Origin of the sequence: Rhizobium tumorigenes (genome assembly GCF_003240565.2) — a bacterium.
Taxonomy (GTDB): Bacteria; Pseudomonadota; Alphaproteobacteria; order Rhizobiales; family Rhizobiaceae; genus Rhizobium; species Rhizobium tumorigenes.
Genome location: NZ_CP117255.1, coordinates 139,311 through 165,141, shown reverse-complemented (window position 1 = coordinate 165,141; position 25,831 = coordinate 139,311). Strand labels below are relative to the sequence as shown.

Here is a 25,831-nt window from a genome sequence, read left to right as displayed (position 1 = left end):
ACGCGGGAGGGTAAACTCTCGCGCCGCCATTCCAACCCCCGTCAGCTAAGCGCCTCGGCGATCAGATCGTCGGCAGCTTCGGCCAGCAGGGCGTCATGGGCCTCTCCCGGAACGGATTCCCGGCCAATTTCGAGCATGACCGGTACGGCCAGCGGCGAAATGTGGTCGAGCGCCCGGTGGGTAATGTGGCCCTTGATTCGCCTCAGCATATCGCCAAGCCGGGCAATATCCAAAAGCCCCGTTGCCGCATCCTGCCGCGTCGCCTGAAGCAGGATGTGATCGGGCTCGTGGCTGCGCAACACGTCATAGATCAGATCAGCCGACACAGTCACCTGGCGGCCGGACTTTTCCTTGCCGGGATGGCGACGTTCGATCAGGCCGGAGATGACAGCGCAATTGCGGAAGGTGCGCTTCAGGAGGAAGGACTCATCCAGCCATTCCTCGAGATCGTCACCCAGCATGTCCTCGTCGAACAGCGCGGAAAGGCTGAGGCGGCCGGTGGCGATCATCTGGCCCATGTCCTCCAACCCCCAGATGCCGAGCGAATAATCTGTGGCGACGAAGCCGAGCGGCTTGGCGCCGGCACGCTCCAGCCGCCGGGTCAGCAGCATGCCGAGCGTCTGGTGGGCCAGCCGCCCCTCGAAGGGATAGGCCACCATGTAAGCGCGGCTGCCGCGCGGAAATGTTTCGATCAGGAGCTCGTCGCGTTTCGGCACCATCGACTTTTCCCGCTGCAGGGCCAGCCAGTCGCGCACTTGGTCCGGCAGCTCGTGCCAGCGGTCGGGATCGGCCAGCATCGAGCGGACCTGGTCAGCGAGATAGGTCGACAGCGGGAACTTGCCGCCATTGTAAGAGGGGATCTTCGGGTCGTTGGAATAGGCCTGGCTGGCCAGCGCCTCGTTTTCACGGATACCCTCGAAGCGCAGCACCTTGCCCGAGAAGATGAACGTGTCGCCCGGGGAAAGTTGCTCGAAAAAATACTCCTCCATCTTGCCGAGCGTTGCTCCGCCTCGTCCGATACGCCCGCCAGCGCCGCGCTTGACCATCTTCAGGTTCAACATCGGCGATTCGACGATGGTGCCCGAGTTCAGGCGGTATTGCTGCGCAACAGCCGGATTGGAGATGCGCCAGCGACCGTCCTCCATCTTGCGGATGCGGGCATAGCGCTCATAGGCGCGCAGCGCGTAACCGCCGGTCGCGACGAAATCGACAATCTGCTCGAAGGTCTCCCAGGACAGATAGGCATAGGGAGAGGCGCTGGTGATTTCGTCGAACAGTTCGAGCGGATCGAAGGGCTCGGCGCAGGCCATGCCGAGCACGTGCTGGGCCAGCACGTCGAGCGTGCCCTGGCCTACCGGCGGGGTGTCCTGTGCGCCGATATAATTGGCATCGAGAGCGGCCTGGCACTCCATCACCTCAAAGCGATTGGCCGGCACGAGGATCGCCTTCGACGGCTCGTCCATGCGGTGGTTTGAGCGGCCGATGCGCTGCGCCAGCCGCGAGGCCCCCTTGGGCGCACCGACGTGAATGACGAGATCGACATCGCCCCAGTCGATCCCGAGGTCGAGGGTCGATGTGGCGACAACGGCGCGCAGCTTGTTGGCCGCCATCGCCGCCTCGACCTTGCGGCGCTGGCCGACATCGAGCGAACCATGATGCAGAGCGATCGGCAGATTGTCGTCGTTGACCGTCCAGAGTTCCTGAAACAGCATTTCCGCCTGGCTACGGGTGTTGACAAAGAGCAGCGTCGTCTTGTGGTCGAGCAACTGGCTGTAGACGTCGGGGATGGCGTATTTCGCCGAATGGCCGGCCCAGGGGATGCGCTCTTCGCTGGCAAGGATGGAGATATCAGGCTTGGCGCCGCCGGCGACAGTGACAAGGCCAGCATGGCGATCCTCGCCCTCGCGCTGGCCGACCAGCCATTTCTGCAGTTCCATGGGGTCGGAAACGGTGGCGGACAGGCCGATTGTCTGCAGCCCAGGCGCCAGCCTCCGCAACCGCGCCAGCCCCAGCGACAGCATGTGGCCGCGCTTCGAGGAGACCAGCGAGTGCAACTCGTCAAGGACGATATATTTCAGATCGCCGAAGAAGCGCTGGGCCTGACCATTGGCGAGCAATAGCGCCACCTGTTCAGGTGTGGTGAGCAGGATGTCCGGCGGCGACAGCTTCTGGCGCTGGCGTTTGGCGCTCGGCGTATCGCCGGTGCGGTTCTCGACGGTCACCGGCAGGCCCATCTCCTCGACAGGCTTCATCAGGTTGCGCTCGATATCGACGGCCAGCGCCTTGAGCGGCGAAATATAGAGCGTGTGGATACCCGTGAAGGCCGATCCGGGCGGTATCTTTCCGCGCCGCGTCAGGTCGGTCAGCGAGGGCAGAAAACCGGCCAGCGTCTTGCCGGCGCCTGTTGGGGCGATCAGCAGCGTGCTTTGGCCAGCTTCAGCGCGGGCCAGAAGTTCGAGCTGGTGGGCACGGGGCTGCCAGCCCTTCTCCGCAAACCAGCGTGTGAAGGGAATGGGTAGGGCCAGTAGCGTCTCAGTCTCGATGCGATCCACGTGACCATATGTAGTTCAGATAACGCCAAATCCTAGCGAGAAGAGGCTTCAGCGCATCACCTTCAGGCAGAAAGCCAATCATCGCGCTTGACATCGCCCATTCGTGGATATAATTTATCCGCGATTGAGGGAGGATATCATGAAACTGGGTGACGGGGTCGAGCAGGCACTCCATTGCGTGGCGATGCTGGCTGGCCTTTCAGAGGGCGGCGTGCTGTCTGCGGCCGCGCTTGCCGAGTTTCATGGCGTATCGACCAGCTATCTATTGAAGCATCTCCAGGCGCTTTCGAACGCCGGCATCGTCAGTACGCTGCCGGGTCCGAAGGGCGGTTACCGGCTGGCGAGAGTAAAGTCCGAGATTACCCTGCTCGATGTCGTTCTGGCAGTCGAAGGTCCCGCGCCGGCCTTTCGCTGCAACGAAATACGCCAGCGCGGACCGAACCCGGTATCGTCGCGCTTCTTCGCGCAGCCGTGCAACATCTCTTCGGCGATGTTGCGGGCAGAGCGCGTGTACCGGGCAGAGCTGGCCAAGACTACGATTGCCGACCTTATCGTGGAACTGACAGACATCGACGACGGAAGCATTGCGGCCAGAGGCTGTGCTTTTCTCGCGATCCATGAACGCAAGACGAGCCGCTGAGGCTCCAACCCCAGGAGACTATCATGCAACCACGCCTCAATTACTTTGAAGCCTCCCCGTCGTCCTATAAGGCCGTGTCGGCCCTGGAAGTGCATGTGCAGAACTCGGGCCTGGAAAAGCGTCTCATCCACCTGATCAAGCTGCGAGCCTCAATGATCAACGGCTGCGCTTTCTGTGTGGACATGCATGTGAAGGAAGCGCGCCATGACGGTCTCGGAGAACAATGGATCAACCTTTTGAGCGTCTGGCGTGAATCACCGGTCTACGATGCGCGTGAACGGGCACTTCTTGGCTGGACGGATGCGGTTACCAACATTGCCCAGACCGGCATCCCGGACGATGCCTATGAAAATCTGCACCAGCACTTTTCAGATGAGGAAATGGTCAAGATCACCGTGGCCATCGGCGCGATCAACGTCTGGAACCGTCTCGCTGTCGGATTTCGTGGCCAGCATCCGATCGACAAGGTCGCTGCGGCTGCTTGAAGAGAGCCCCCCGAAAAGACGAGCCCACCTAGACAGAGGCGGGCTCGTAGCCGGATTGCTTGAACAGAACTGCCTTTTGCGGGTCGGGGAAACCGAACCAGACAAAACCTTCGGCGATGTTTTTGCTGAGCAGTTGATTGAAGATCATGCCGCTGGTGATCAGCCCGTTGGCATCGGCCCATGCCAATGTCTCCCGTAGATCCTTTGCCAGTGCGTGGTTGCCGCGACCGGCATGGTCGAGCTTGAAGAGGAACCTCTGTTTCAGAGGGACCGACTTGATATGGTCCTTGCCCGTTGAGATTGCCTTGAAGAGGGCCTTCAGCCTAGCGACACCGCCATGCATCTGCGTGTCGCCGAAACTGAGCACCGTCCTCCCCGTCGGCGTGCTGAGATGCACCTCCGCCAGGAAGTCGTCATCCGCAGTCATCCAATCCACGGCCGAATTGATATTTTCCTGTATCAGGGGTGACGGGATGAAACTGCTCATGCCTGTGTCTTTTCCAATTGGCTTGCGACTGTACGCGCCAGTCATTTGGCCAAGCGATAACCTCCCGCCGCCCGGGACGCCAGACTTTCCACTATCTATTTCGACATTTTGCAGCAAAGCAGCGTGAAATGGCCACCGTCGAAACCGATCTGCGCGCCTTTCGAACCGAGGACGTGCGAGCAACTGGCGGCGCCTTTTGTGCCCTTATGGGAGCAGGATCCGCTCAGGCATGCGGTCTAGGACGTGCCGGATGCTATTTGTTGATGCGGTAGCCGATGCACATGGTGGTGCCCCAGGACCCTGCAGCCTCGACGATGCGGCCATCGGAGACGAGCTTGCGAGCCATCTGGCGGTCGGCGAGCCGCATCGGATAGACCTGTCCGTGAAATCCCGTGGCGCTCTTGATTGCGTCGAGCAGACGTTCTTCGGTTTTAGGCATCGTTTCCCTCATTTCCGCTGTCGTGAACCACGCCTTCACCTTTCGGTGCGGCCTGACTTCGCTCGGTTGCCCGAAGACTGGAGGAACAGCTTCGGCAGACACCGGGACGTTGCCCGTGTAGGGTAAATTCTGCGACAGGCGGATGACAAAGCCTGTGGTTTTTACCTTCTCGTAAACCTTGCCGGAAAATTCCGCCATGACAGGCGGCCTGTCAACCCTTTGATCCGCCTTTGTGGGGATTGTCACGATGGCGATGCCGACAGGGTGTCGCCACTGCACGGATTTTCGTCGGGCTGCCGAATTAAAGGGCGATGTAGCGGTCGGAGCGATGGTTGATGGCAACGAAAAGATTGAGGACGACAGCCCCCGCCACCGAGCAAAGTACGATGTAGGGCGTGGTAACGGCAAAGGCGACGGCGAGAACGCCCATGTCGACGACGAGTTGAACCAGCCCTGCGCGGATACCGAAACGCTCCTGAAGATAGATACCGAGGATGCCGACCCCGCCGAGGCTGGCGCGGTGTCTATAGAGCGCCAGCAAACCGAAACCGAGGAGGACGCCACCGAGGATCGCCGACCACAGCGGATGGATATGGGCGATCTCGAACAGGCGCGGCTGCAGATTGGTGAGGAGCGAGGTCAGCGCGATGGCGATGAAGGTCTTGATGGTGAAGGCGCGGCCCAGTTGCTTCAAGGAAAGATAGAAGAACGGCAGATTGACGACGAAGAAGGCCAGTCCGAAATTCACGCCGGTGGCGTAGTGCAGCAGGAAGGCGATACCGGCCGTGCTTCCGGTCAACAGCCCCGCAGCCGAAAGGATGAAGAGCCCGAGCGAGGAGACGATGCTGCCGGTCAGCACGCCCTGAATATCCTCGACCAGCGAATGACGGGTGGCACTGGTGTTCCAGACGCCCAAAGCACTTTTGAGTTTCGACATGCTGCATCCCCTTTTTTTCCGGAGGTTGCGGAAAGAGGCCGTGACAATCAAGCATCAAAGCGTAAGGAGTGCTGACCTATCTCGTCTTTGCAACAAACCGGATTTCAGGCGACCATTTGCGCAACAAACAACAGGCCTGAGACGGGTTGCCCGGCGTCCAGGCGAATGAAGGTGCGGTTCTCCGCACGAATCGCAAATCCGTGTTGCCTGCAGATATCCTGCACATAATGTCTGGTATGGGCATAGCGCAGCGAGCGGCCGAGGCGGAACCCCGTGCCCTCGCCAGCATCCTCGACGGAAAAGGCAAACACCGCTTGCGGCGCCGAAAGCAGACCCAGCAAGGCAAACAGATTTTCGAGGGCGCCGAGATAGATGAACACGTCGGAGGCGGTGATCAGATCAGCGCGATGGTCGGCGAGGTCAGTCCCGAACAGTCCTGAGCCGGTCGCCGGCAAGGAGAGGTCGGCGATGCCAAGCAGGTCATAGACATGCTTTTCCGCAGCCTTGGCCAGCATATTGCCCGAGAGATCGAAACCCTCGAGCCGATCGGTGCGACTGCGGATTTCCGGGCCCAGCAGGCCTGTGCCGCAACCGAGATCGACGGCAAGGTGGAAGTGCTGCGGCAAGCCTTCCGTCTCGGCGATCAGTGCCGCAAGCTTGCGGGGAACGCTGTAGGCGAGCTTCTTGATCAGCGCATGGTCGAAACGTTCTGCGTAGTCGTCGAAGAGCCGCTCGACATAGAGGCTCGAGGGGTGATCGGGCATCGCGCCGGTGCCGAGCGAGGCCAGCATGAGCGGCGCGCCAAATAGGTCGCCCCGGTCGAGCGGCACGACCCGTTCGAAGGCGGTGGTGGCGCCTGCGAAATTGCCGGCCTTCTCTCGGTATATGCCGAGGTTGAACCAGCCGGCGGCCCATCCCGGCGCCCTCTCCAGCGCTTGCTCCATCAACTCGGCTGCGCTCCCGGGCTCGCCGTTCTCGTCAAGCATTTTTGCGTAGTCGGCGCGCCGGTCGGCCGTGACATCTCCGGAAGAAAGCTGGCTCGGCAGCATATTGGGCAACCCCTGTTCACGACAGGCTGTGGGCGCGGCCACAAAAAAACTCAAGTCCTATTTCAGGCAAGACCGCTGCGAGGGATCAAAACTGCTTGCAGCGCGGAATTGCCCGGCCTATTTCAGGGCGAACAGGAGAGATCAATGTCAGATCAGGTGAACAGGTTTCTCGGAGACTCGCTGGGGCGGACGATCGTCAAGCTCATTGTCGTGTCGCTGATCGTCGGATTCGTGATGAAGATCTTCGGCTGGAGACCGATGGATCTGATCGAAAATGTCCGCCATTTCATCCTCGAACTCTGGCACACAGGCTTTGCGGCCTTGGGCAGCGTCGGCGACTACCTGCTGCTTGGTGCGACGATCGTTATTCCGCTTTTCATCCTCTTCCGCATCTTCAACTATCGAAACTGATCATGACCCTGGAATATTCTCTCCTGACCCGGCGCAACGCATTGCGCCTCGGCGGTGTTGCGCTTGTCGCCGGTGTTGCCAGCTGCGCCACCAGGCCCCTGCCGGTCGCCAGAAACCTTCCCGGTGCTGACCAGACGGCCGCAGCCTTGCCGCTGGTGAATGCCCTTCGTGCGCAACATGGCCTGCCGCCGCTCGCCATCGACCCGGCAGCCACCGATGCAGCGCTCTACCAGGCCAAGCGCATGGCAAACCTCAGGAAGATGGCGCATCTGATCGGCTTCGGCGACGATTTTGGCCGACGGGTAAAGGCCAGCGGCGTCAAGCTCCCAGCTGCGGAAAACATTGCCGAGGGCCAGGGCAGCGTCAATGCGGTGGTCAATGCCTGGATACATTCGCCGCATCACCTCGAAAACATGCTGGGCCCCTATACCGGTCTCGGCGTTGCGGTATCGCCAGGTTTCGCTCCCGGTCAGATGCCCTACTGGTCTATGGTACTGTCTCGCCTCTAGGCCGCTCGACTCGCAAGGCAGAACAATGGATCACACGGTGAACGGCAAGCGCGGCCCGGCCTTTGCGGTGACACACCGGCTCGTTCTCTCCATCGCCCTGCCGATGACGCTCGCCTTCATGACGACGCCGCTGCTGGGGCTGACCGACACCGCCGTGGTGGGCCAACTGGGGCAGCCAGAGGCGCTGGCAGGTCTGGCGATCGGTGCGGTGCTCTTCGACCTCATCTTTGCCAGCTTCAATTTCCTGCGGGCCTCGACAACGGGCCTGACTGCCCAGGCTTTCGGGCGCGGCGACCTGACCGAGCAGCAGGCGATCTTCTGGCGGGCACTTTTGTCGGCGCTCGTCTGCGGAGCGGTGCTCCTGCTGCTGTCGCCGGTTCTGCTCTTTGCCGGCCTGACGCTGATGGGGCCGGAGGGTGGCGTCGCTGTCGCCACGCGAAGCTATTTCTCGATCCGCATGCTGTCCGGACCGGCCGCACTTGCCAACTACGCCATTCTCGGCTTCGTGCTCGGTCGCGGCCAGGGCAGCATCGGCCTTTTCCTGCAGACGCTGATCAACGGCATCAACATCGTGCTGGCACTGGTGCTTGGGCTCTGGCTCGGCTGGGGTGTTGCGGGCGTTGCCTGGGGAACGATGATCGGCGAGACCATCGGCGCTGTTGCCGGGCTGGTGATCGTCATGCGCGGGTTTGTCGGCGTCCCCCGGCCATCGCGATCCGATATTCTCTCGCGGGAGAAATTCGGCCAGCTGTTCGGGCTCAACCGCGATATCCTCATCCGTACCTTCGTGCTCCTCGGCGCTTTCACGCTAATGACCCGTATCGGCGGTCATTTTGGCGCGGTGACACTGGCCGCCAATGCGGTTTTGATGAATTTCGTGCTGATTTCCGCATTCTATCTTGACGGCCTTGCTAACGCAGCCGAGCAGATTACAGGCCGGGCCATCGGCGCCGGCGACAGGACGGCCTTCGATCGCGGCCTGAAACTGACCATCCTCTGGTCCTTTGGGCTTGCCGGCCTTGCTGCCGTGGTCTTCCTTGCCTTCGGCGCATCCATCATCGGCGTGCTCACCACATCGCCCGATGTGCGGACGATGGCCCTGCAATACCTGCCCTACGCCGCGATTTCAGGACTGACCGGTGTGCTTGCCTATCTCATGGATGGCGTGTTCATCGGCGCCACCTGGTCGGGCGAGATGCGCAATCGGATGCTGCTGTCGTTCCTCTGCTATCTCGCGGCGCTGGCCGTCCTCGTGCCATCGTTCGGCAATGCCGGCCTCTGGCTGTCGCTGAACGGCTTCCTGCTTTTTCGAGGCTTCTTTCTCGCCACCTGCCTGAAACCGAAGGCCGATCAGACCTTCCAATTGGCCCAATAGTCGAGCCGGCTGTCGCGAAGTTCGCGGATCGATTTCGCCTGTTCGCGATCCAGAAGCTTCGACACGCCGGCAAGGATACTTCCGGCGAGACCCGGGCCTCCATAGACCATGCTGGAATAGAGCTGCACCAGGTCGGCGCCGGCGCGGATCTTTTCGAGCGCCATCTCCGCCGAGGAAATCCCGCCGACGCCGATGATGGCCATCGATGGGCCGACCCGCTGGCGCATGCGCGCGAGCACTGCCGTCGAGGCGTCGAACAGCGGCTTGCCGGACAGACCGCCCGCCTGCCCCGCCTGGCTCTTGTCCTTCAGCCCCTCGCGGGAAAGCGTCGTGTTGGAAACGATCAGCCCGTCGAGGTCATGGGCGAGCGCCTCTGCCGCGATGTCGTCCATGCCCTCTTCCGTGAGATCAGGGGCGATCTTGAGGAACACCGGGATTTTCCTGGTGGTGACTGTGGCCTCTGCGTCGCGCGCGGCCAGCACGGCGGACAGCAGCGTGGCCAGGCTTTCGCGCGCCTGCAGATCGCGCAGGCCCGGCGTGTTCGGCGACGAGATATTGACGGTGAAATAGCCGGCTAACGAATAGAACCGGCTGATGCCGGCGACGTAGTCGGCTGTCCGATCGACGCTGTCCTTGTTGGCGCCGATGTTGACGCCGATCATGCCGGCATTGCGGATGGTCGCCAACCGGGCATAGGCGGCATCATGGCCTTCGTTGTTAAAACCGAGCCGGTTGATCACGGCCTCATCGTCGACCAGGCGGAAGATGCGTGGCTTGGGATTGCCTGGCTGCGGTTTCGGGGTGACCGTCCCGATCTCGGTGAAGCCGAAGCCTAGCTTCAGCAGCGCCTCGGGCACCTCGGCATTCTTGTCGAAGCCGGCGGCCATGCCGAGCGGATTGACGAAGTCGAGACCAGCAACCGTCTGCCGCAGGCGCGGATCGGCGGACAGCAGGCAGGCAGGCACAAGTCCCGACTTCAGCGCCGAAATCGACAGACCGTGGGCCGTTTCTGGGTCAATAAGGAACAAGCCGCGACGGGCGACAGCCTTGAAGAGATCGATCATGGCAGCATCTCCGGAAACTGGTGGGCGCCATCCTTGCCCAAAGGCAGCGGCTTGGCCCAGAGGACGGAGGTGGTCGACAGAAGGCCGTAGAGATGGGGAAACAGATCTCCGCCGCGTGACGGCTCGAATTTAAGGCCGTCTCCAAGCACATCGCTATCGACGGCAACCAGCAGCAGGTCAGCCTGGCCAGCGAAATAGCGTGCCGCCGTTTCCTTCGCCTGGGCTGCGGTCGAAAAATGGATGTAGCCATCGGCAAGGTCGATCGATGCACCGTGGAAGATGCCCTCCTCCCGGGCGTCCTGCCAGGCGAGTTCGGGTACGATCTTGTAAATCACGGTCATGGCGGCGCTCCCAGCAAAAAGCAGTCGCCTAGGGATTTGCCGAAAAGGCGGCCGCATGTCCATCGTTCAGGCGTTAAATTATCGCGAAAATACCTGCTATTCGGGCACACACACCGGCTGCCTGCCCCGGCAACACCCGTCACGGAACCAGTGTCGATGGCCGGTGCGGAGTCTTGTGCCAATGGAACGGGTTGGTCCGGAGCTCTATCACCGCTCGCCAAGCGGCGATCGAGACCAGCATCCAGTAGAACGGCACCGTCATCCATCGCCAGCGGATACGCTTTTTTTCAGGCTCGATCATCGCCGCAGTGCCGAGCAACAGGAAGATGGCGTAGCTCCCGAAGATGTTGGAAAAATCGATGACGAACATCGTCATGTCGAACATCGAAATCGCTTCCGTCGGCATATGCAGCATAGCCGCCATCGACCGCACGAGAAAAAGCATGATCAACGGATGACCGAGCGACGAGAGCAGCATCCCGCCGATCAGCAACTGGAAGATGGCGAATGCCTTGAAGCCCATCTGCCGCTGCAGGCCGCACGGGTCTCGCATCAACACCAGCCAGGTTTGAAGCCATCCCTTGAACCAGCGCGTGCGCTGCCGGGACCAGATGGCTATGCCGGTCGGTGCATCCTCGATGGTCTGGCGATCGATGACATCCGAGCGATAACCGAGGCGATAGAGCCGCATGCCGAGATCAGCATCTTCCGTGACGTTGAACGGATCCCAAGCGCCGGATGACCGCAGGATATCGGTGCGAAAATGATTTGATGTCCCCCCGAGCGGCAGCGGCATGCGATACATTGCCAGCATCGGCAGAAGTGCCCGGAACAGCGCCGAATATTCGAGCGCGAACATGGCGCTGATCCAGCTCTCTCCGCCATTGCCGATGATAAGCGGCGCCTGTAGGCAGGCGACATCGGCTGGCGCACTCCGGAACTTGGCGTGCGCCTCCCGCAATTGCTGGGGATGCGGGCGGTCCTCCGCGTCGTATACGGCAACATAGGCGCCGCGCGCGCCGTGGAGCGCATAAGTCAACGCCTTCGGCTTCGTGCGCGGATGCATCGGCGGCACCTCGACGATCTCGAATTGCGGTCCCAGAGTCTGGGCCCGCAGGGCAGCAATCGTCTCGCCGTCGTCCGCCTCGCAGACGAATTTGATGTCGAGCCTGGAGACTGGCCAATCCAGCCGTTTCAGCGTCGTCACCAGTTGCGGTACGATTTCGGCCTCGCCATAGACCGCGATCATCACCGTATACACCGGACACGGGCCACAGGGATCGACAGCCAGTCTTGGCCGCCGCCGACGGCGCTGGAAGACTGCGCGCCCCCGCAGCATCAGCGTGGCGAGATAGGAACAGGACAGCAGCACATGCAGAATAGTCTGGGTGTTGGGATCCGCAACCAGCCCGACCATCAGCAGGCTTAGCCCGACGCCCGCATAAAAGCCCTGATAGCCGTGGAAGACAACGCGAGCGCTGAAGCCCGGCTGGCTTTCGAACAGGTCGCCGACGGTCTTGCGGACGCGACGATCCGCACCCGCCTGCCAGACGGCGGCGCGGATGGCACCAGGCGTCGTGACCACCAGGCTATGCTTCAGGTCCGGGTAGCGTCTCAACAGGACGGCCACCTCCTCCAACCGGTCGATTTGCGGTGCAATCAAGGTGAGAGGTGGGTGCAGAGGGTGATTGACCCGCAGGGTGGTCGGTCGCAACAGCTGGCTGTCGAGCCCGGCGATATCGATGACGCTGCCACCGGGGATCGTTTCCGTGAACGGCAATCGAAGAACCCGGGCCATGGCACCGTAGTAGGCATCCTCCTTGACGAGCGTCCCCGCCAGCAGTTCCTGTTCGATACGGGTACCGTTGAGAAGCGCCGCTGTGGCTGCCGTCTCGACATAGGGCCGGCCGATGCCGATCCGTTGCAGTGCGCCGGCCTCTGCCTGCAATCGACCGAAGAATACGGGAAGTGCTGCATCTGCCGGCAGGACTTCGCCAATGATGTCTGATAGCGCGACAGCCGCCGTGCTTGCCGCTTGTGGTGGATATTCCCCGAAGCGCATCAAGGTGATACATCCTTACGCAATGCAACGCCCCACGCCGCTTAGCCTTGGATGATAATCATGCGCAGGTTTAAATCACCCCTCAATTTAAGGGGTTTTTACACGGTATGCGCGATATTTTCATCTTTTCTCATGCCGCAGTCAACCTTTGCCGACGAGAAGCCTGTTGGCAACCTGCCAATCCTGTTCGATTCCCGTGAGCGATTGCCAAAACCCGATCTTTCGTCGCTGGTTCGCCTGCGTTTTCTGACCGCGACCGACTTCCCGCCTTTCAATTTTCTGGACCAGTCCGGAAAGCTTGCCGGCTTCCATGTCGATCTAGCTCGCGAAATCTGTGCGGAACTCGCAATCGCCGACAGATGCCAGATCCAGGCATTGCCGTTCGGCGAACTTCGCCCGGCGCTTGCCGCATCGCAGGGCGACGCCGTGCTTGCCGGCACCGCCGTGACAGCGGATCTGCGAAACCAGTTTGCTTTCTCGAGGCCCTATCTGATGTTGCCGGCGCGCTTCGTCCGCAATCTCAAAGCCGATCTCCCCGGCACGACGGCGGCAGCGCTTTCGGGCAAGCGCGTCGGTGTGATCAAGGCCACTGCGCATGCCGCGATGCTCAAGGCCTTCTTTCCGGCCATCACGGCTGTTGAATTCGAGGACAGCGCGCAGCTTTTGTCAGCCGTGAAAAGCGGCTCGGTTGATGCAGCCTTTGCAGACGGGCTGCAACTGTCGTTCTGGACTACCTCGCCTGCGGCAGAGAAATGCTGCGCCCTGTTCGACGGGCCGTATCTCTCGCAACAGTTTCTCGGAGAGGGGATGACGGTCATGCTGCGTCAGCAGGATACCGATCTGACGGCAGCCATCAACCACGCGCTGGCGACGTTGTCGCGCAACGGTCGGCTTCAGGAAATCTATCGACGCTATTTCCCGACCAGCCTCTATTAGGCTTGGATCAGGCCTTGCGGTAGCGGGCAATGGCACTGCGCTCGATTGCAGCGCAGGTGAGCTTGTCGAGTTGCAACCGGTCGCGCAGCATCGCCAATAGCCGCAGCTCTTCGGCTGTCACCGAAAGATCGGCAGCGGCAACCTCGACTGCGAGCGCGTAAGCGGTGTCGTAGAGGCGGGGCGACACCGCGTCACGGATCGTCTCCAGCACGATGTCCAGCCCCTCGGTGCCCGAGAGCAGAGTGGCACAATCGCGCGATACGGCGATCAGGCGATCCTCGTCAAAGCCCTTGAAAACCGGTAACGCCTCGATCAGCTCGCCGATCCGGCCCAGCTCCCGGTCGTTCATGGTACGGTCGACGGCTGAAGCCATGACCATGACGTAGATCAGGGCGTCCTGGGCGGAAAGCTGTGCATTCATAATGTGTGTCCCTCTAAGCTTCCCCGAGAGTAGGAAGTCACGCCAGCGATAACAAGGGTCGGGATAAAATCCCTGATGGCCGACAGTAACTTCCGGCGTCAGATCGGATTGAGCGGATCTTCCTTCGGCGGCTCGGGCGCCAGCGTCGACTGATGCTTTTTGCGCGGATCGTTGCCATAGACGCCACGGCCTGCCTTGCGGGCTTCGTCTGCTGCACCCGCAAACGGCGAGCCTGCGGCCACTTCGGCCCAGCCATTGCGCGCCAGCCAGTCGCCGAGATTAACCCTCGAAAACCGGCAATCTGCCGTGATCGAGCCTTTCCACTCAGGGTCGGGCACGTCGCAGGTGATGGTCCTGCCAAGCAGGAAGGAGCGGAGCGCGGTGCGGGCGAGCGTGCCGCACGGCCATTCCTTGCCGTTCGGACCCGTACAGCTACGTGCTGGATCCGTTGGGACAATGCCGGCAAGCTGCACGCTCCTGCCGCCGATGGTGAGGATGCCGGCGCGCTCTGCAAAGGGACGGGAGAGATCAATCGGCTTCAGGTCCGCATTCGATTGCGGAGCAACGATGGCGTCGCCATCCGGCTGCGGCGTCAGCGCTGCAGATTGCGTCGGCTGAGCCTGTTTGCCCGATGAGACGGCGGCGTCCCTCGAAGCGTCCCCACCCTTGTCATCCGAAGGCACAGGCTCGGCGCTTGCGAGTTTTTCTGCCGGCGGCGGTGGTCTCATCAGCGGCGTCGGAACCGAGGCTGCAAGCGGCACAGGGGGCGTCGGCGGGGTCGCAGAGGACGAAGGCATCGGCAGCGGCGCCATTCTGTCGGCAATGGCGCTGTCTTCCAAGGCTGCAGACGGCGGTTCGGCCCCGGCAACTGGCGCCGTCCCGTCCGGCAATGCCGTCGGAGGGCTCGTCGCCTCGCTCTGCGAAGGCGTCATCGGAGCAGCGGGCGGCAATGACGCGACAGCGGGAGCGCTGGGCGACGCGGGCTCTGGCGAAGGAGGCACTTGGTTAGTCGCGCCCTGCTCAGGATTTGTCGGCTGCGGAGATGTGGCCGCCACGACAGGCGGAGCAGCCGGCACAACCGAAGCGGCGGACGGCGGCGGTGTTTCAGATGGTGGAACCGGGGTCGATGGTGGCACTGGTGCCGGCGCAGCGGGCGGCTCGGCGGGAGTTGCCGACGGCGAAGCGGCCGGCGTCTGGCTAGCAGCGGAATTGTCAGAACCTTGCGCTGTCGGCGCCGACGCAGGGGGAGTATCAGGTGGCTGTGCGACTGTTGATGACACTGAAGGTTCAGGCGCCGATGTCGCCGCCTGCGGTGCTGACGGCCTCTCCGGAGGCTTGTCCATGTTGGCCACACGCATTGGCGGATCGCCGAAGGTGATGTGCGGCTGCAGGTTCATCGCCGTCAGCCCGACGTAGACCAGGACCATGACGGCCACGGCGCCGGTGACACCGGTCAGCAGAGTGGGGGAACGCATCAAGACAACTTTCCTATTGGCTCGCCCAGATAATCCGCGCCATCCACTCCACATCGACAAGCTCGATGCTTCTGTTGGGATGGGCCGGATTGAGCGACAGCAGCTCGATCGACTTCGGGCTCTGGCGCAGCAAAACCTTGGCCATGACCTCGCCCTCACGCGTTTTAACAACCACGCGGTCGTTGCGCCGGACCTGCGCACCGGGCTCGACGATCAGCACGTCGCCATCGCGATAAAGCGGCATCATGCTGTCGCCCTGCACTTCCAGCGCGTAGACGCCAGCTTTCTGCGCCGGGGTCGCCGGGAACTCGACAACATCCCAGCCCTGCCCGGCCGGAAAGCCGCCATCGTCGAAAAAGCCGCCTGCTCCGGCCTGTGCAAAGCCCAGAAGCGGAATAGAACCGGCCTGCGGCGGAAAGGCACCGTCCGGCATGCCTGACGGTATGGACCCGGGACGCAGCAACCCCATGAATTGCTCGACGCTGGCACCTGTCGCATCGAGCACCTTGGCAATGGATTCCGTCGACGGCCAGCGCTGGCGGCCATCGGCACTCAGTCGTTTGGATTTATTGAAAGAGGTGGGGTCCAGACCTGCGCGACGGGCAAGACCGGAGGGCGTCAGGTCATGCCGCTCGGCAAGCCCGTCGATTGCACTCCATATCTGATCGTGTGACAGCATCGTCGTCTGGCCTTGAGATCGAGGCGTCCCATCCCCATCCACGCGCGAGGTTAATCGAAGTGTTAACATTCGTAAAGACACCAAGAGGAATAAAATCCTCGGAACCTACAGTTTATTACAGCAGCTGTGTCAAGTTCGGGAAGTTTTGTTGCGATGTCACATCTACCGCGAGAGGTGTAGATCTCTGCCTGTCCGCTCAACGGGTCGGACAAAGACATGACTGGAGCGGGTGAAGGGAACCAAAATAAGCTGATAAGAGACTGATGAATAAGTACTTTCATATATTTTTTTTGAAAATACCGTCAATAATACCGGTTTTATAGGTTTCATCAGCAGTGAAAGATATCTCCCAGTCGAGGTCAGGTTTTTACGAAATCAAAGCATACATTCAATTACCGCAAAAAAAGGCTGGGCGCGATGGGATGGCGCGTGGGAAGGATGGGTTGGAAGCAGGTCAACTCTAACTTTGGAACTTGGGACAACGATGCCTTACCCAAAAAAACTTGCTGTTGAAAAATGGGAGACAGCGACCGGGAAAAGCTTTGGCGAAACACTTATGAAAATGGAATACGAAGGCCTTGCTTGCTTGCGCAGCGAGCATGCAAAATGGGACTCATCACTCTTAGACGTACTGTCAAACCCGGTAACGATTCGGTTCTTACGCGAAGAGCTCGAAGACGTACTGACGGAATATATCTATGACACTAGAGAGGAGCGGAAATCCAGGCAAGCAGAGCTTGATTTGCAATTCAAGAAGGCCGAACGCAACCTTTTAAAGGTAAAACATCTTCTAGCTGATGTTCCCCCTGAAGCAGTCTCATTTTGGCTGGGAACGCGGAAGTCCAAGCGCAAACACATTTTTTCTGAAGTGGTCTTGCAGTCATTGGACGATGCCATCACGTATTTTCAACGAAGAAAAAAGCGTGGTCCTAAGGAAAATTTGGCGGTGGAAATTGCGGTTGAACGCCTGATTGAAACATTCGAGGCTTTGACCCGCACCAACTTTCGTAGAAACTTCAAAATTGAGGGGAGCATGAGATCTAGCACAGCAAGCTACATCAATTCCGACGCTCTATTCATCGAAGTCATAATGCTTGCTATTGACAACTCTATAACGAAATCAATGATTAAGACAGCATTTTCAAAGTTGCCATCGAAGAATGACCAGGAATTGTTCCAATAATCTCTCTTCATTTTAGGTGCCAGAATTTGTGGCATTCAAGCCTAATATGTAAATTATGGGCGGCGTCCCAAAACACTCTGTTGGACACACAGAAAAGGAACGCCACTTTGAAAACCGCATTAGAAACTGGAATCGGCTTAGTCCGACTTTCCCAAATTATTGCTCCCAGCGGCCCTATCCCTGTAAGCCGCTCAACGTTTCTTGAAAAAGTTCGTAAGGGCAGCTGGCCTGCTCCTGTGAAGGCTTCAGCACGTATAACCTGCTGGAAAGCAAGAGACATCCTTGACCTTATCGATCGCATTGAGAAGGGTGAGGCATCGTGAGCACCCGCAAAAATCAACTTGACCCGGCCGGGATGCTAGAAAATCGCGGCTCAGTCTCGTGCAGCAAATCAAAAAAGAAGAAAGGCAAGCACACCGATAGGGCTTCCGTTTCGGAAACATCAGAGCATCTTGGCGCCACATGGCGTACTCGTTTCGCGCAAATCCTTCTGGAGACAATTTGTGAGGTCGGCGAGTCCAACAGCATGGTAGTAAGCGTCTTCCATGGCGAGGAAGACGCTCGCAGCGTGGAGAAAAGTGATGAGTAAGGAAACTAAGGCGCCCCCGAAGGGGGGCGCTGGCGACACTCAACCGAAAAATGAGGCTGGTCAACGCCGGTCTGCCGGTAGCAAAAAATCGGATAATCCGATTTTGATCTCCACCCTAGAAAAAATCCGAGCTGCTATCGCAACAGCCGCTAAGGCCCATCGCAAGGGCCTTCGTGATAACTTAGTAGCGCTTGCCGATGTTGCGACGTCGTTGCTGAACGATCAAGAGGCATGGCTGACGTTTGTTTCCGTAAACTGGGCGAACAATCGTCGTCCGAAAATCGGTGAACAAAAAGACGCCTTCAGGTGGGTGTTGAAATATGCTTTTGGCCCGAAGAAATCCGGCATGAAGAAAGCCAGCTTTTACTTTAACGCGCTCGGCCCATTGGTCGAGGTGGGGGTGATCGGTAAAGCTCTGAAGCAAAAGATGAAAACGGACAGCCTGAAAGGGCTTCAGCGGCAGCACTCTAAAGGAAGCACACTGCCGGAAGCCTCAAATACTGACCAGGTACCTGATCACAAACCAGCGGTCGCTGCGGCGACTAAAATACAATCTGTAACGACACTGGAAAAGAAGAAACCGCCTGCGTCAGGGCTTCGGGATGTGTATGAGAAACCCCGCACGAAACAAAAACCCCACAGCGGACCCTTTAGTCTTCAACTCGAGCTGGTGATGGATGACAAAAACAATCTGCTATCCGCTCAATACCCTTGTCGCGTTACGCTAAAAGGCAAAATTGATGGTATCGGTGCTGAAGCCCGTATGATCCTTGAAAAGGTCAACTTCAAAAAAACGAAATAAAAAAGGCAGGAGCGTTACCGCTCCTGCCTTTTCACCGTCGTCACATCTCCGAATGGGATCGCGGCAGTATCAGTATGTCATCGTCGCCCAACCGCCCCCTCTGCACAGATTTTAACGCATATGCTGCCGTTTGAGCTTGATTGTCCTTGATTAAAACCGCGTGCAGCCTCATCAGCACCCCCCCGGGGGTGACGAACGTCGAATACTTCAATTCGATCAACTGAGACATCAACAATGGCGATCTTGATGTGGGCGGCACCAGCATAAGGGCATGCATATGCATTCCGCCATTGAGCGAGACATCCTTTAGCGAAGCCTTAAGCAATTTGGGAACGGGCCAATCCACGCAGCCGATTAGGAGAGGCATTTGATCAACGGGCGTCTTGTTTGGCTTTTTCACTATGCGCGTTAGAAGGCGGCTGTAGATGCGCTTCACTTCGTGCTCCATTTGAGCACGCACGGCAGCCTCAGATCCATTCAATGGATTGAACATAAACGTTAGCAGGTAGGGTTCGAAGTCTTCTTGAATGCGGGTTTCGATCCACTCGAGGTAAGCATCAAGCTTCGGGTTGTTGTTTAGCATTGGGCTGCCCTTGCTGGGCTGCTTGACTTGCGATGTGACTGTTCACCTCTGCGTACTTGTATAGGCGTGCAGGGTCATATGCCTGAGTTCATCAGTCATTTAAGCAGCTATGAGGTAGGTCGTAAGTGAGTGGCGATTCCCCTCACCTTCGATGGCTACGTTTTAAATTGGCATTGCACTAACCCCTTTACCGCCGCTGAAGATGACCATCTTGGCGCCATGCGACCACCTGTTCGGGGTAGCAGCGTCCCCGCTTCAGCAAGCTTAAGCGGCCGCGATACACTGTCTGCCGGCTCAAACTTTGCACCCGACACCTCTCGATACGCCGCACCTAAAAATTGCATCGTAAAATCCATACAATTGACGTTCATGATTTGTTCTGCTATAATATAGTCGCGGCGTAGCGTCGCTAACCGTTTGGAGATACAGATGAATAACGCAAATATGCCTGCCCAAACCAACATTTCGTTGCCGCATCCAATCATCGTGCTTGGGCGCGATGACCATGGCAAAGCGCACGCGTCCTACTTTGCCGCGCCTGACGGGCATCTCGCAAAAAAGGCGGCCGCCTTGATGGGTATGTTGGCGTTGCGGGTCGACAACGACGGCGTACGAGCATTCCTTCCTAGGTTGCCAAAAGGAAAGCTGTTCGACAGCGGCAAGGCTTTTGTGCCATTCGTGAAGCAAGACCTCTATCGAGAGATTGCCTTACATCTGCCGGTGGCTGAGCAACAGCAAGCGAACCGTATTCGCGTCGTAGCGAGCGACGACACGGCGGCGGCAGGGCCACAAGGTCAGCCTGTGAGGCCGACAGCGCTCCCCGAGGACTTCACCAAGCTCAAAGTTGGCAACCTTGTGCTCGCCACCGACGGGCCGATGGACGGATGGTACGAAGCGCTCGTTCTTGAAATCAAACCAGATCAAACCGTGCGGGTTCGGTGGAGAGATTACCTCGATATTCCGCCATTCGGGCGGCGCGTCGAGCAACTCGCACTCATCCATCCCAGTTACATAGAGAAGTGAGATCAGCAGTGCAGGCCGCTCAACGACCATCGGCGCCAGTAGCTTGGCGCCGCCCCCTGCCCATAAGCAGTCAGCCTTGTTTTTCGACTTTTGGCTTTCTTCCCGCCTTCAGCGGTGGCGACCGCGGGACCGTTTCATCGATTTCCGCAAACAGGGCAGCCACCGGCACAGCCAGGACGGCGGCCAAAGACTCTAAGGTTGCGACAGTGACGTTTTCTTTAGCCCGTTCAACGCGCCCGACATACGCTCTGTCAATCGCAGCTTCGAGCGCCAAGCGCTCCTGTGACAACCCTTTAGCCACTCGAAGCCGCCGTAAGTTCGAGCCGATTGTTGTTCGCACATCCATGTGGCGACATGGGCCACAATCGGCAATCAATAATCGACGGACTGTTGATCCCATATTTAATTCATGCGACGGAATGTTCAATCAAAGATTGGCCTTGGCAGACCACGAGTCGCGCTCGGCCATAGGAGCGAAAATGGAAGCTTATATTGATGCAATGCGGAGCTACTCGACCTTCACAGGCAGGGCCACCCGGTCACAATATTGGCTGTGCGCGCTATTCGTTTTAGGTCTGTTGGTTGTCGCCCTTGCCTTGGACAAGGTTCTTGGGTTGGCGTTTTCCCCGGGAAGTGGCGGGCTTCTTGTTGTGGTCGTTTATCTCGTGCATTTTATGCCGCTGCTTGCAGTATCTGTCCGTCGGCTACACGACATCGACCGTACGGGATGGTGGGTGCTCATCGGCCCGGTGCCGCTGGCGGGCTTGCTGCTGCTTGTATTCGCCTGCATTAGGTCAACGGCAGGCACCAACCGCTTTGGCCCGCCACATGCCCCACAACAAGCCAAACTGCCCCCTAGCCCGCTGATGGCCCTAACCCGTAGCGACGGCCCGGCATTTAACCAACTCAACACGATTGAACAGCTGGAAAGGCTTGCCACGCTGCGAGCATCAGGCGCGACCGATGAGCCAGAATATCAAAAACTGAAAAGCAGCGTTCTGAACTGACACCCCTCGCAACTTATGAAAGCATAGCTATGAAAATTGCAGTTTCCAGAAGTATTTTCGGCCTGTTTACACTGATGGCTACCGCTGCCCAAGCGGAAGACGCAGATGTGAAACAGACATATTATAGCGCAGACTCATGGGCCGTCACGATGCATGAAGACGGATTCAAGAACGTCAAGCCGAATAGCTGCGCTATCCAGAGTACGCTGTGGACGAACAAGGAAGTCGTGTTTGGCCTTATCAACAAAGATGACATCACGAGCTTCTACGGACTGTTTATCGCTAAAAAGGATTGGAATCTACCTTTAACGACACCGCCTAAGGTAGCATCTATCACTATCTCCAGTAGCAACAATTCACGCGAAGTAAAGTTCTTCAGTAGCAAAATGGATATGACGGTAGCCTCTGAGGAGGCCTTATCAAGTTTTTTCCAAACCAACGCCACATTTGGTCCTATGGATGGAGCATCACTGCTCAATGCTATGTTTTTTAGGACAATGCCAAAAACACAACAAGCGGAAGAGCTTGAGAAAAAGCCGGAACTGGCCAATGCCGTGTCGCTTGTAAATTTTACCGAAGCCTTTGAAAGTGTTTTCAACGCGGAAGGTGATCCGGCAGGAATCGCAATATCGTTCGGTGGTAACGAACCGGTATGGAGTATACCCCCGTTGTCACGCTATGAAGCTGCTCAAATAAACTTTGCCGTGAAAACTTGTATTGCCGACATGACCCGTCTCAACTCAAGTGAAAACACCCCCTCGAAAACATCGCCACTTGGAAGTGAAAACTGATTTGTTCACACCATGAAATGCACCGCCTACTGAAGTGGCTCCGGCCGTGCCGCCGTGTCAATATCCTTTGGAAGAAGAAGGCCAGCCTCAACGAGATCCAGCCCGCATTCGGGTTCTGTGATCCCATCGACTTCATCCACGCCGCTAACGGGCCATCGGGCCCTGCCCGACAAGGCGACTACGATCCAGGCTGACCGAATAAACTAGCCACAGATGTGGTTGGGGCGGGTCGCGTCGCTTCGGTTATTCGTTGACGCGACGTCATTACCTAATTGCTTCCACCATATTCCGGACGCCAACCAACCTAATAAGAGCTATGCGCCAAGGCACGGTAGTGTCTCAGTTTGAATTTTGATCGCTCACCTGTCGCGCGAGGCTGCATTTTCCTATATGCTTAGCGGAAAGCGACGGTCGGAGGTCTTTGCCGAATGGCGACGTATCAAAAACAGTTTTGGGACAGAAAGTTTCGAGGCGGCCAGCGCGAGGTCAACACCTTGCAGTTTAGTACCGACAGTTGGGATTTCAAAATAATTTGTAGATATTTCTGGCGCGGCGATCTCAAGGAGACAATAGCCTTCACTATACCCGCCTTTTTAGAATCCAAGCAGCATGGGCAAACAAATTTGAAGAGAACTCTCGAAAATATTTCCGAACTGGCAGGCTTTGAGGTCGCTACCGATGGGGTCGATGATGCCAACCGGACCTAAAGGACAGAAGCGCCCTGCCGATGTGATCGGCAACGCTGTTAAGATCATGCGCATCGCTACGGGTGATGAGGACGATACGGTTATTGACGACGGCAAAGACCCTGCGGCAAAAGCGCTCGGCGCGAAGGGCGGGAAGAAGCGCGCCGAGATATGACGCCTGAACGGCGCGCGGAGATTGCTAAGCAAGCGGCTGCGAAGCGCTGGGGCCGGAAATCGGAATAAATAGATCAAGCTCTTGCTGTCCGCCAAAGCGTTGAACGAGTTTGTTCTCATATTCAAACTTTGTTTTTGATGATTCCGACATTTCCAGAACGCGGCCTAAGTGCATTCTTAATGCCCTTGCGCCTATGTCATTGAGAAACTGGAAAAGTTTCGTTTTTCTTCCGCCATCGTTAGTTTTTAAGGCCCGCAGAAGCTCCAAGAGTTTCCCGTTACTCTTGGCCAACGGGTAGTAGATGTGTTTGATCGTCAGATGTTTAAATTGCCATGGCTTCCCACGTTCCGGGACAGAAATTCCGTAGAGACGATGCCATTGTTCGTATAGCTCGCTCGGAAACTCCTTCTCATATTTTTTTGCTTCTTCTCGAACATAATGTTTGAATGCCGCGACGACTTCATCTGTCGATGGGCTGTATCCAGCCAGAGCATATACAAGTCCCCTAATCCCCGATTTGGCGGAAGCACTTACAATAGTCTGCGCCTGCTCACTCATTCTGGCATATCGATCGCCGGCGAGCTTTCCGTCAGCTTTAGCTGCCAGAATGGAATTACAGAGATCAATTAGGATTGTGGCGTCGTAACCGTGAGCCGTCGATACTGGGGATTCTGCGGCCGCAGTGCTATGTTGAAAAATAATAGGATTTTCGATTTTTTCTCTTAGCTCGCGGCCGATATAACCATCCATCGTCTTGGAACCTACGAACACTCCCAGGCGCGATCCACGCTTACTGAAGCCGATTGCTTGGCCCATTCCACGTTGACTTATCACAGCCGTCTTACTGGGGTCGTCTAGCACATGGCATTCGACATCTATGCCGAAGTCAGCGAGGAAATTGCCGGAACTTAACGCCTTGTAAGTCTTGCCCCACCTCGCGGCCGCCGCCCGTGACGCAATTTCGCTGCGTCTCGTTGCGGGCAGCGACTCGGCTCTAGCCCTGCCGCCGGCTACTTTACTCTGATCTTTGTCGCTTTCAGACATGCAAGCATCCTTTCCAATTCGATGCTTGCATCGTCACCTAGTTCAATTATTAATGCAAGCACGATGTTTTTTTGTATGCTTGCATGAAAACAATTGGAGCTAAGCATAAAGGTTCAGATAATACGGGCATGAACAAGATGCCCACACAGATTTACGGCGCTGCACCGGAAAGCGCAAAGGGCCGCTATTCGCCTGCAGAATGCACCGGAGCGAAGAAGGAACGCGTTGAGGGCAATCCAGACATGGCCCATGTTTCCACGTCCTACGTCGAGCGTCAGAACCTCACGATGCGTGTGCACATGCGCCGCTTTACTCGCCTGACAAATGGCTTCTCAAAGAAGTTTGAAAACCACCTTCAGATGGTAGCGCCCTACACGGTGTTTTATAACTTCTGCAAAATCCATAAGACGCTTCGCGTCACACCAGCGATGGAAGCCGGTCTTTCGGCAACTGTTCGCGACTTTGCTTGGATTGGTGAACTGATCGACGTGCGTGCTCCGAAGTCTGGTCCTCGCGGCCCTTATAGAAAGAACAATGCCGAAAATTCAAACTGAGACACTACCTAAGGCACCGAGGCCATGGCATCTTCAAGAATCAACTCTGACATTGGGATCCAGCTTTTACCGATTTGGGAGACTAACGGTGCCCTCACCACAAGACGTTCCACTAGAGGCGATACCGCATGAGTATGTGCTCCGCGCGATAGAGAACTGCCGCACTCAAGGGCGCGCGGCGTTCGACGCCTCATACGGCAAGTATGCGCCAACACGCTATCCAATGGTTCACAACGGCGAGGAATTTACTCCGAAATCCATCTTCCGCGAGACGGTCAAACTATATGAGAGCGATCATGGGGCCGTCCTTGTGGACCGTCATCTGCAAGGTGGCTTCAAGAGCCACAACGGTGTGACGAGGGTGGTGGGTCGCTGGGGGTTTGCAATCCTGGATCGCACAACTGGCAGGCGGGTTAACCCTGAGGATTTTGTCGCTGAGGAAGCCGTTGCCGATGATGACCTCGACAAAAATGAGGCTGAAGTCCTTCAGCATGCTCTAGATGAAACCGAGCGGGAGGCTGCCGAAATTGATCGGGAAATCGCGGCGTTCGGGCCGCCGGAGGGCATTAAGTCAGAGACGACGCGGTACCGCCGCAACATGCTCCTGCGCGCGCGGGTGCTGCAAATTGCCAACGGTTCGTGCGAGCTTTGCAAAGAGGAGGCAAGCTTCGTAACTCGTAGCGGCGCGCCATACCTCGAGGTGCATCATGTGAAGGCGTTGAGCAATTGGGGGCACGACGAATTAGCCAACATGGCCGCCATTTGCCCCACCTGCCACCGCAATATACATTTCGGCTACGACGGCAAAAGCTTGAACGACCAACTGGCCGAGAAGGTCGCATTTCGGCTCAAGAACGTCGCACCGTCCCTTCCAGGAACAGCCGCGACACAAAGCGGAAGATTATCCAACCCGCCGCCCAACTCCAGTTCGATTGCGTTCGCACCGTACATCGGTCCACGATACAATAACAGCGACATACGGCTAATACTCATCGGAGAAAGTCATTATGCCGACCCTGATGAAGACCCAGTCGAGGCTACGCGAACTGTCGTGAGAAAATGGCGTGATCGAACATGGGCGATTCGATTCCTGACCGTTGCGGCACGCGTACTCATGGGCAAGAAAGCGTGGGAGATAGATCGTGAGACCGCTCTCGATGACATTGGATTCTATAACTTCATACAATTTACAATGCCAACGATTGACGTCCGGCCAACTTCCGAGCAGGCGCGAGACTCGTATGAGGCTTTTCGGGAGGTACTGGCCGAGCACGATCCGACCCATCTCCTCGTGGCTGGTTCGGGCTTCCTATGGTGGAATATGCCGAAGTCGGATCGAGACACGGCACCGCTCGTATTGGGTGGCGATTTGTTCGAGCGTCGCGACTACAAGACCCCATCAGGCCACGCCTGCGCCATCCCCATTGCGCATCTCAGCCGCGCGTCGGCTCCTGAATGGCAACTAGCCGTAGCTGAATTCAAAACTGTGCGGCCCTGACAACAGTTAACGAAGCGGCCTCCCTTTTGCCCCC

At 57.9% G+C, this 25,831-nt stretch carries 30 protein-coding genes and 1 pseudogene; 17 read left to right on the top strand and 14 right to left on the bottom strand.

Going from position 1 to position 25,831, the window contains the following annotated elements:
* Nucleotides 1-41 precede the first annotated feature (41 nt).
* Nucleotides 42-2,552, bottom strand: a complete 2,511-nt coding sequence (locus PR017_RS00865) for a ligase-associated DNA damage response DEXH box helicase (RefSeq protein ID WP_111216698.1) — start codon at nucleotides 2,550-2,552, stop codon at nucleotides 42-44.
* A 139-nt stretch (nucleotides 2,553-2,691) separates the two neighbouring features.
* Between PR017_RS00865 and PR017_RS00860 the strand changes: the two genes are divergently transcribed.
* Both PR017_RS00860 and PR017_RS00855 read left to right on the top strand, forming a co-directional pair.
* Nucleotides 2,692-3,192 carry an RrF2 family transcriptional regulator gene (locus PR017_RS00860; protein ID WP_111216696.1) on the top strand — a complete coding sequence of 167 codons (501 nt, stop codon included), beginning with the start codon at nucleotides 2,692-2,694 and terminating at the stop codon, nucleotides 3,190-3,192.
* A 23-nt stretch (nucleotides 3,193-3,215) separates the two neighbouring features.
* Nucleotides 3,216-3,677 (top strand): carboxymuconolactone decarboxylase family protein, encoded by a 462-nt coding sequence (locus PR017_RS00855; protein WP_111216694.1) that lies wholly within the window; start codon nucleotides 3,216-3,218, stop codon nucleotides 3,675-3,677.
* Nucleotides 3,678-3,705: 28 nt separating this feature from the next.
* Here PR017_RS00855 and PR017_RS00850 read toward each other — a convergent pair whose 3' ends face one another.
* The 4 genes from PR017_RS00850 to PR017_RS00835 form a co-directional block, all read right to left on the bottom strand.
* Nucleotides 3,706-4,164 carry a hypothetical protein gene (locus tag PR017_RS00850; RefSeq protein WP_111216692.1) on the bottom strand — a complete coding sequence of 153 codons (459 nt, stop codon included), beginning with the start codon at nucleotides 4,162-4,164 and terminating at the stop codon, nucleotides 3,706-3,708.
* A gap of 253 nt (nucleotides 4,165-4,417) precedes the next feature.
* A complete protein-coding gene (locus tag PR017_RS00845; protein WP_111216690.1) occupies nucleotides 4,418-4,801 on the bottom strand; it encodes a hypothetical protein in 384 nt (127 codons plus the stop codon).
* Nucleotides 4,802-4,904: 103 nt separating this feature from the next.
* A complete protein-coding gene (locus tag PR017_RS00840) occupies nucleotides 4,905-5,540 on the bottom strand; it encodes a YitT family protein (RefSeq protein ID WP_111216688.1) in 636 nt (211 codons plus the stop codon).
* Between the two features lie 104 nt (nucleotides 5,541-5,644).
* Nucleotides 5,645-6,589 carry a class I SAM-dependent methyltransferase gene (locus PR017_RS00835; protein WP_111216686.1) on the bottom strand — a complete coding sequence of 315 codons (945 nt, stop codon included), beginning with the start codon at nucleotides 6,587-6,589 and terminating at the stop codon, nucleotides 5,645-5,647.
* 144 nt (nucleotides 6,590-6,733) lie between these two features.
* Between PR017_RS00835 and PR017_RS00830 the strand changes: the two genes are divergently transcribed.
* Genes PR017_RS00830 through PR017_RS00820 form a run of 3 tightly spaced genes read left to right on the top strand, consistent with a single transcriptional unit; the run spans nucleotide 6,734 to nucleotide 8,884 of the window.
* Nucleotides 6,734-7,000, top strand: a complete 267-nt coding sequence (locus PR017_RS00830; RefSeq protein ID WP_111216684.1) for a DUF6460 domain-containing protein — start codon at nucleotides 6,734-6,736, stop codon at nucleotides 6,998-7,000.
* A gap of 2 nt (nucleotides 7,001-7,002) precedes the next feature.
* Nucleotides 7,003-7,509 carry a CAP domain-containing protein gene (locus tag PR017_RS00825; RefSeq protein ID WP_111216682.1) on the top strand — a complete coding sequence of 169 codons (507 nt, stop codon included), beginning with the start codon at nucleotides 7,003-7,005 and terminating at the stop codon, nucleotides 7,507-7,509.
* A gap of 25 nt (nucleotides 7,510-7,534) precedes the next feature.
* Nucleotides 7,535-8,884 carry an MATE family efflux transporter gene (locus PR017_RS00820; RefSeq protein ID WP_111216680.1) on the top strand — a complete coding sequence of 450 codons (1,350 nt, stop codon included), beginning with the start codon at nucleotides 7,535-7,537 and terminating at the stop codon, nucleotides 8,882-8,884.
* Here the strand turns inward: PR017_RS00820 and PR017_RS00815 are convergent.
* From PR017_RS00815 to PR017_RS00805, 3 genes are all read right to left on the bottom strand, one after another.
* On the bottom strand, nucleotides 8,860-9,948 hold the full coding sequence (locus PR017_RS00815) for a quinone-dependent dihydroorotate dehydrogenase (protein WP_111216677.1): 1,089 nt from the start codon (nucleotides 9,946-9,948) through the stop codon (nucleotides 8,860-8,862). The genes PR017_RS00820 and PR017_RS00815 overlap by 25 nt on opposite strands.
* Nucleotides 9,945-10,352 carry a DUF952 domain-containing protein gene (locus PR017_RS00810; protein WP_111216674.1) on the bottom strand — a complete coding sequence of 136 codons (408 nt, stop codon included), beginning with the start codon at nucleotides 10,350-10,352 and terminating at the stop codon, nucleotides 9,945-9,947. The genes PR017_RS00815 and PR017_RS00810 overlap by 4 nt, the downstream gene beginning before the upstream one ends.
* A 76-nt stretch (nucleotides 10,353-10,428) precedes the next feature.
* The gene (locus PR017_RS00805; protein ID WP_111216671.1) at nucleotides 10,429-12,351 is read right to left on the bottom strand and encodes a glycosyltransferase family 2 protein; all 1,923 of its coding nucleotides are present in this window, start codon (nucleotides 12,349-12,351) and stop codon (nucleotides 10,429-10,431) included.
* 57 nt (nucleotides 12,352-12,408) lie between these two features.
* Here PR017_RS00805 and PR017_RS00800 point away from each other — a divergent pair, with 57 nt between their 5' ends.
* Nucleotides 12,409-13,287, top strand: coding sequence for a transporter substrate-binding domain-containing protein (locus PR017_RS00800; protein ID WP_425070034.1), 879 nt, complete (start codon nucleotides 12,409-12,411; stop codon nucleotides 13,285-13,287).
* A 7-nt stretch (nucleotides 13,288-13,294) separates the two neighbouring features.
* Here the strand turns inward: PR017_RS00800 and PR017_RS00795 are convergent, their stop codons facing one another.
* Together PR017_RS00795 and PR017_RS00790 are read right to left on the bottom strand one after the other, a co-directional pair.
* Entirely contained in the window at nucleotides 13,295-13,708 is a 414-nt protein-coding gene (locus PR017_RS00795; RefSeq protein ID WP_111216666.1) for a tellurite resistance TerB family protein, read from the bottom strand.
* A gap of 98 nt (nucleotides 13,709-13,806) precedes the next feature.
* On the bottom strand, nucleotides 13,807-14,391 hold the full coding sequence (locus PR017_RS00790) for a thermonuclease family protein (RefSeq protein ID WP_111216664.1): 585 nt from the start codon (nucleotides 14,389-14,391) through the stop codon (nucleotides 13,807-13,809).
* Here PR017_RS00790 and PR017_RS00785 point away from each other — a divergent pair.
* Nucleotides 14,375-15,124 carry a hypothetical protein gene (locus PR017_RS00785; RefSeq protein ID WP_111216662.1) on the top strand — a complete coding sequence of 250 codons (750 nt, stop codon included), beginning with the start codon at nucleotides 14,375-14,377 and terminating at the stop codon, nucleotides 15,122-15,124. The two genes, PR017_RS00790 and PR017_RS00785, sit on opposite strands and share 17 nt — an antisense overlap.
* Nucleotides 15,125-15,196: 72 nt before the next feature.
* Here PR017_RS00785 and PR017_RS00780 read toward each other — a convergent pair whose 3' ends face one another.
* On the bottom strand, nucleotides 15,197-15,862 hold the full coding sequence (locus tag PR017_RS00780; RefSeq protein WP_111216658.1) for a S24 family peptidase: 666 nt from the start codon (nucleotides 15,860-15,862) through the stop codon (nucleotides 15,197-15,199).
* 484 nt (nucleotides 15,863-16,346) lie between these two features.
* Here PR017_RS00780 and PR017_RS00775 point away from each other — a divergent pair, with 484 nt between their 5' ends.
* The 3 genes from PR017_RS00775 (at nucleotide 16,347) to PR017_RS00765 (ending at nucleotide 18,436) form a co-directional block, all read left to right on the top strand.
* Nucleotides 16,347-17,045, top strand: coding sequence for a hypothetical protein (locus PR017_RS00775; protein ID WP_133255539.1), 699 nt, complete (start codon nucleotides 16,347-16,349; stop codon nucleotides 17,043-17,045).
* 319 nt (nucleotides 17,046-17,364) lie between these two features.
* Nucleotides 17,365-17,634, top strand: coding sequence for a hypothetical protein (locus PR017_RS00770; RefSeq protein ID WP_111216649.1), 270 nt, complete (start codon nucleotides 17,365-17,367; stop codon nucleotides 17,632-17,634).
* Nucleotides 17,627-18,436, top strand: a complete 810-nt coding sequence (locus PR017_RS00765; RefSeq protein ID WP_111216646.1) for a hypothetical protein — start codon at nucleotides 17,627-17,629, stop codon at nucleotides 18,434-18,436. Before PR017_RS00770 ends, PR017_RS00765 begins: the two co-directional genes overlap by 8 nt.
* A gap of 40 nt (nucleotides 18,437-18,476) precedes the next feature.
* Here PR017_RS00765 and PR017_RS00760 read toward each other — a convergent pair whose 3' ends face one another.
* Complete coding sequence (locus PR017_RS00760; protein WP_111216644.1) at nucleotides 18,477-19,019, bottom strand: hypothetical protein; 543 nt, start codon at nucleotides 19,017-19,019, stop codon at nucleotides 18,477-18,479.
* A gap of 429 nt (nucleotides 19,020-19,448) precedes the next feature.
* Between PR017_RS00760 and PR017_RS00755 the strand changes: the two genes are divergently transcribed.
* The gene (locus PR017_RS00755) at nucleotides 19,449-20,042 is read left to right on the top strand and encodes a tudor domain-containing protein (RefSeq protein ID WP_240538832.1); all 594 of its coding nucleotides are present in this window, start codon (nucleotides 19,449-19,451) and stop codon (nucleotides 20,040-20,042) included.
* A 70-nt stretch (nucleotides 20,043-20,112) separates the two neighbouring features.
* On the opposite strand, the gene PR017_RS00750 is transcribed toward PR017_RS00755, so the two are convergent.
* Nucleotides 20,113-20,388 (bottom strand): helix-turn-helix domain-containing protein, encoded by a 276-nt coding sequence (locus PR017_RS00750; protein ID WP_111216642.1) that lies wholly within the window; start codon nucleotides 20,386-20,388, stop codon nucleotides 20,113-20,115.
* 133 nt (nucleotides 20,389-20,521) lie between these two features.
* On the opposite strand from PR017_RS00750, the gene PR017_RS00745 reads away from it, so the two are divergent.
* From PR017_RS00745 to PR017_RS00730, 4 genes are all read left to right on the top strand, one after another.
* Complete coding sequence (locus PR017_RS00745) at nucleotides 20,522-21,049, top strand: DUF805 domain-containing protein (RefSeq protein ID WP_111216974.1); 528 nt, start codon at nucleotides 20,522-20,524, stop codon at nucleotides 21,047-21,049.
* A 29-nt stretch (nucleotides 21,050-21,078) separates the two neighbouring features.
* The gene (locus tag PR017_RS00740; protein ID WP_111216640.1) at nucleotides 21,079-21,840 is read left to right on the top strand and encodes a hypothetical protein; all 762 of its coding nucleotides are present in this window, start codon (nucleotides 21,079-21,081) and stop codon (nucleotides 21,838-21,840) included.
* A gap of 428 nt (nucleotides 21,841-22,268) precedes the next feature.
* Nucleotides 22,269-22,547, top strand: coding sequence for a hypothetical protein (locus PR017_RS00735; RefSeq protein WP_111216638.1), 279 nt, complete (start codon nucleotides 22,269-22,271; stop codon nucleotides 22,545-22,547).
* Nucleotides 22,528-22,701, top strand: a complete 174-nt coding sequence (locus PR017_RS00730) for an RNA-binding protein (protein ID WP_240538831.1) — start codon at nucleotides 22,528-22,530, stop codon at nucleotides 22,699-22,701. Before PR017_RS00735 ends, PR017_RS00730 begins: the two co-directional genes overlap by 20 nt.
* A 24-nt stretch (nucleotides 22,702-22,725) precedes the next feature.
* Here the strand turns inward: PR017_RS00730 and PR017_RS00725 are convergent, their stop codons facing one another.
* Nucleotides 22,726-23,745 (bottom strand): P63C domain-containing protein, encoded by a 1,020-nt coding sequence (locus PR017_RS00725; RefSeq protein WP_111216636.1) that lies wholly within the window; start codon nucleotides 23,743-23,745, stop codon nucleotides 22,726-22,728.
* Between the two features lie 137 nt (nucleotides 23,746-23,882).
* Here PR017_RS00725 and PR017_RS00720 point away from each other — a divergent pair.
* Together PR017_RS00720 and PR017_RS00715 are read left to right on the top strand one after the other, a co-directional pair.
* Nucleotides 23,883-24,299, top strand: a pseudogene (locus PR017_RS00720) (IS1 family transposase); the annotation flags it as partial.
* 88 nt (nucleotides 24,300-24,387) lie between these two features.
* Nucleotides 24,388-25,797 (top strand): HNH endonuclease, encoded by a 1,410-nt coding sequence (locus PR017_RS00715; RefSeq protein ID WP_161959280.1) that lies wholly within the window; start codon nucleotides 24,388-24,390, stop codon nucleotides 25,795-25,797.
* Nucleotides 25,798-25,831 lie beyond the last annotated feature (34 nt).

What these genes read in the sequence shown, in the direction of transcription:
- PR017_RS00855 (WP_111216694.1), top strand. Translation starts at nt 3,216, where the DNA reads ATGCAACCACGCCTCAATTACTTTGAAGCCTCCCCGTCGTCCTATAAG.
- PR017_RS00805 (WP_111216671.1), bottom strand. Translation starts at nt 12,351, where the DNA reads ATGCGCTTCGGGGAATATCCACCACAAGCGGCAAGCACGGCGGCTGTC.
- PR017_RS00725 (WP_111216636.1), bottom strand. Translation starts at nt 23,745, where the DNA reads ATGTCTGAAAGCGACAAAGATCAGAGTAAAGTAGCCGGCGGCAGGGCT.
- PR017_RS00760 (WP_111216644.1), bottom strand. Translation starts at nt 19,019, where the DNA reads ATGCTAAACAACAACCCGAAGCTTGATGCTTACCTCGAGTGGATCGAA.
- PR017_RS00845 (WP_111216690.1), bottom strand. Translation starts at nt 4,801, where the DNA reads ATGGCGGAATTTTCCGGCAAGGTTTACGAGAAGGTAAAAACCACAGGC.
- PR017_RS00860 (WP_111216696.1), top strand. Translation starts at nt 2,692, where the DNA reads ATGAAACTGGGTGACGGGGTCGAGCAGGCACTCCATTGCGTGGCGATG.
- PR017_RS00835 (WP_111216686.1), bottom strand. Translation starts at nt 6,589, where the DNA reads ATGCTGCCGAGCCAGCTTTCTTCCGGAGATGTCACGGCCGACCGGCGC.
- PR017_RS00765 (WP_111216646.1), top strand. Translation starts at nt 17,627, where the DNA reads ATGAGTAAGGAAACTAAGGCGCCCCCGAAGGGGGGCGCTGGCGACACT.
- PR017_RS00735 (WP_111216638.1), top strand. Translation starts at nt 22,269, where the DNA reads ATGGCGACGTATCAAAAACAGTTTTGGGACAGAAAGTTTCGAGGCGGC.
- PR017_RS00755 (WP_240538832.1), top strand. Translation starts at nt 19,449, where the DNA reads ATGAATAACGCAAATATGCCTGCCCAAACCAACATTTCGTTGCCGCAT.
- PR017_RS00810 (WP_111216674.1), bottom strand. Translation starts at nt 10,352, where the DNA reads ATGGACATGCGGCCGCCTTTTCGGCAAATCCCTAGGCGACTGCTTTTT.
- PR017_RS00840 (WP_111216688.1), bottom strand. Translation starts at nt 5,540, where the DNA reads ATGTCGAAACTCAAAAGTGCTTTGGGCGTCTGGAACACCAGTGCCACC.
- PR017_RS00820 (WP_111216680.1), top strand. Translation starts at nt 7,535, where the DNA reads ATGGATCACACGGTGAACGGCAAGCGCGGCCCGGCCTTTGCGGTGACA.
- PR017_RS00815 (WP_111216677.1), bottom strand. Translation starts at nt 9,948, where the DNA reads ATGATCGATCTCTTCAAGGCTGTCGCCCGTCGCGGCTTGTTCCTTATT.
- PR017_RS00825 (WP_111216682.1), top strand. Translation starts at nt 7,003, where the DNA reads ATGACCCTGGAATATTCTCTCCTGACCCGGCGCAACGCATTGCGCCTC.
- PR017_RS00750 (WP_111216642.1), bottom strand. Translation starts at nt 20,388, where the DNA reads ATGGATGTGCGAACAACAATCGGCTCGAACTTACGGCGGCTTCGAGTG.
- PR017_RS00795 (WP_111216666.1), bottom strand. Translation starts at nt 13,708, where the DNA reads ATGAATGCACAGCTTTCCGCCCAGGACGCCCTGATCTACGTCATGGTC.
- PR017_RS00740 (WP_111216640.1), top strand. Translation starts at nt 21,079, where the DNA reads ATGAAAATTGCAGTTTCCAGAAGTATTTTCGGCCTGTTTACACTGATG.
- PR017_RS00850 (WP_111216692.1), bottom strand. Translation starts at nt 4,164, where the DNA reads ATGAGCAGTTTCATCCCGTCACCCCTGATACAGGAAAATATCAATTCG.
- PR017_RS00830 (WP_111216684.1), top strand. Translation starts at nt 6,734, where the DNA reads ATGTCAGATCAGGTGAACAGGTTTCTCGGAGACTCGCTGGGGCGGACG.
- PR017_RS00775 (WP_133255539.1), top strand. Translation starts at nt 16,347, where the DNA reads ATGCCTTACCCAAAAAAACTTGCTGTTGAAAAATGGGAGACAGCGACC.
- PR017_RS00730 (WP_240538831.1), top strand. Translation starts at nt 22,528, where the DNA reads ATGATGCCAACCGGACCTAAAGGACAGAAGCGCCCTGCCGATGTGATC.
- PR017_RS00745 (WP_111216974.1), top strand. Translation starts at nt 20,522, where the DNA reads ATGGAAGCTTATATTGATGCAATGCGGAGCTACTCGACCTTCACAGGC.
- PR017_RS00780 (WP_111216658.1), bottom strand. Translation starts at nt 15,862, where the DNA reads ATGCTGTCACACGATCAGATATGGAGTGCAATCGACGGGCTTGCCGAG.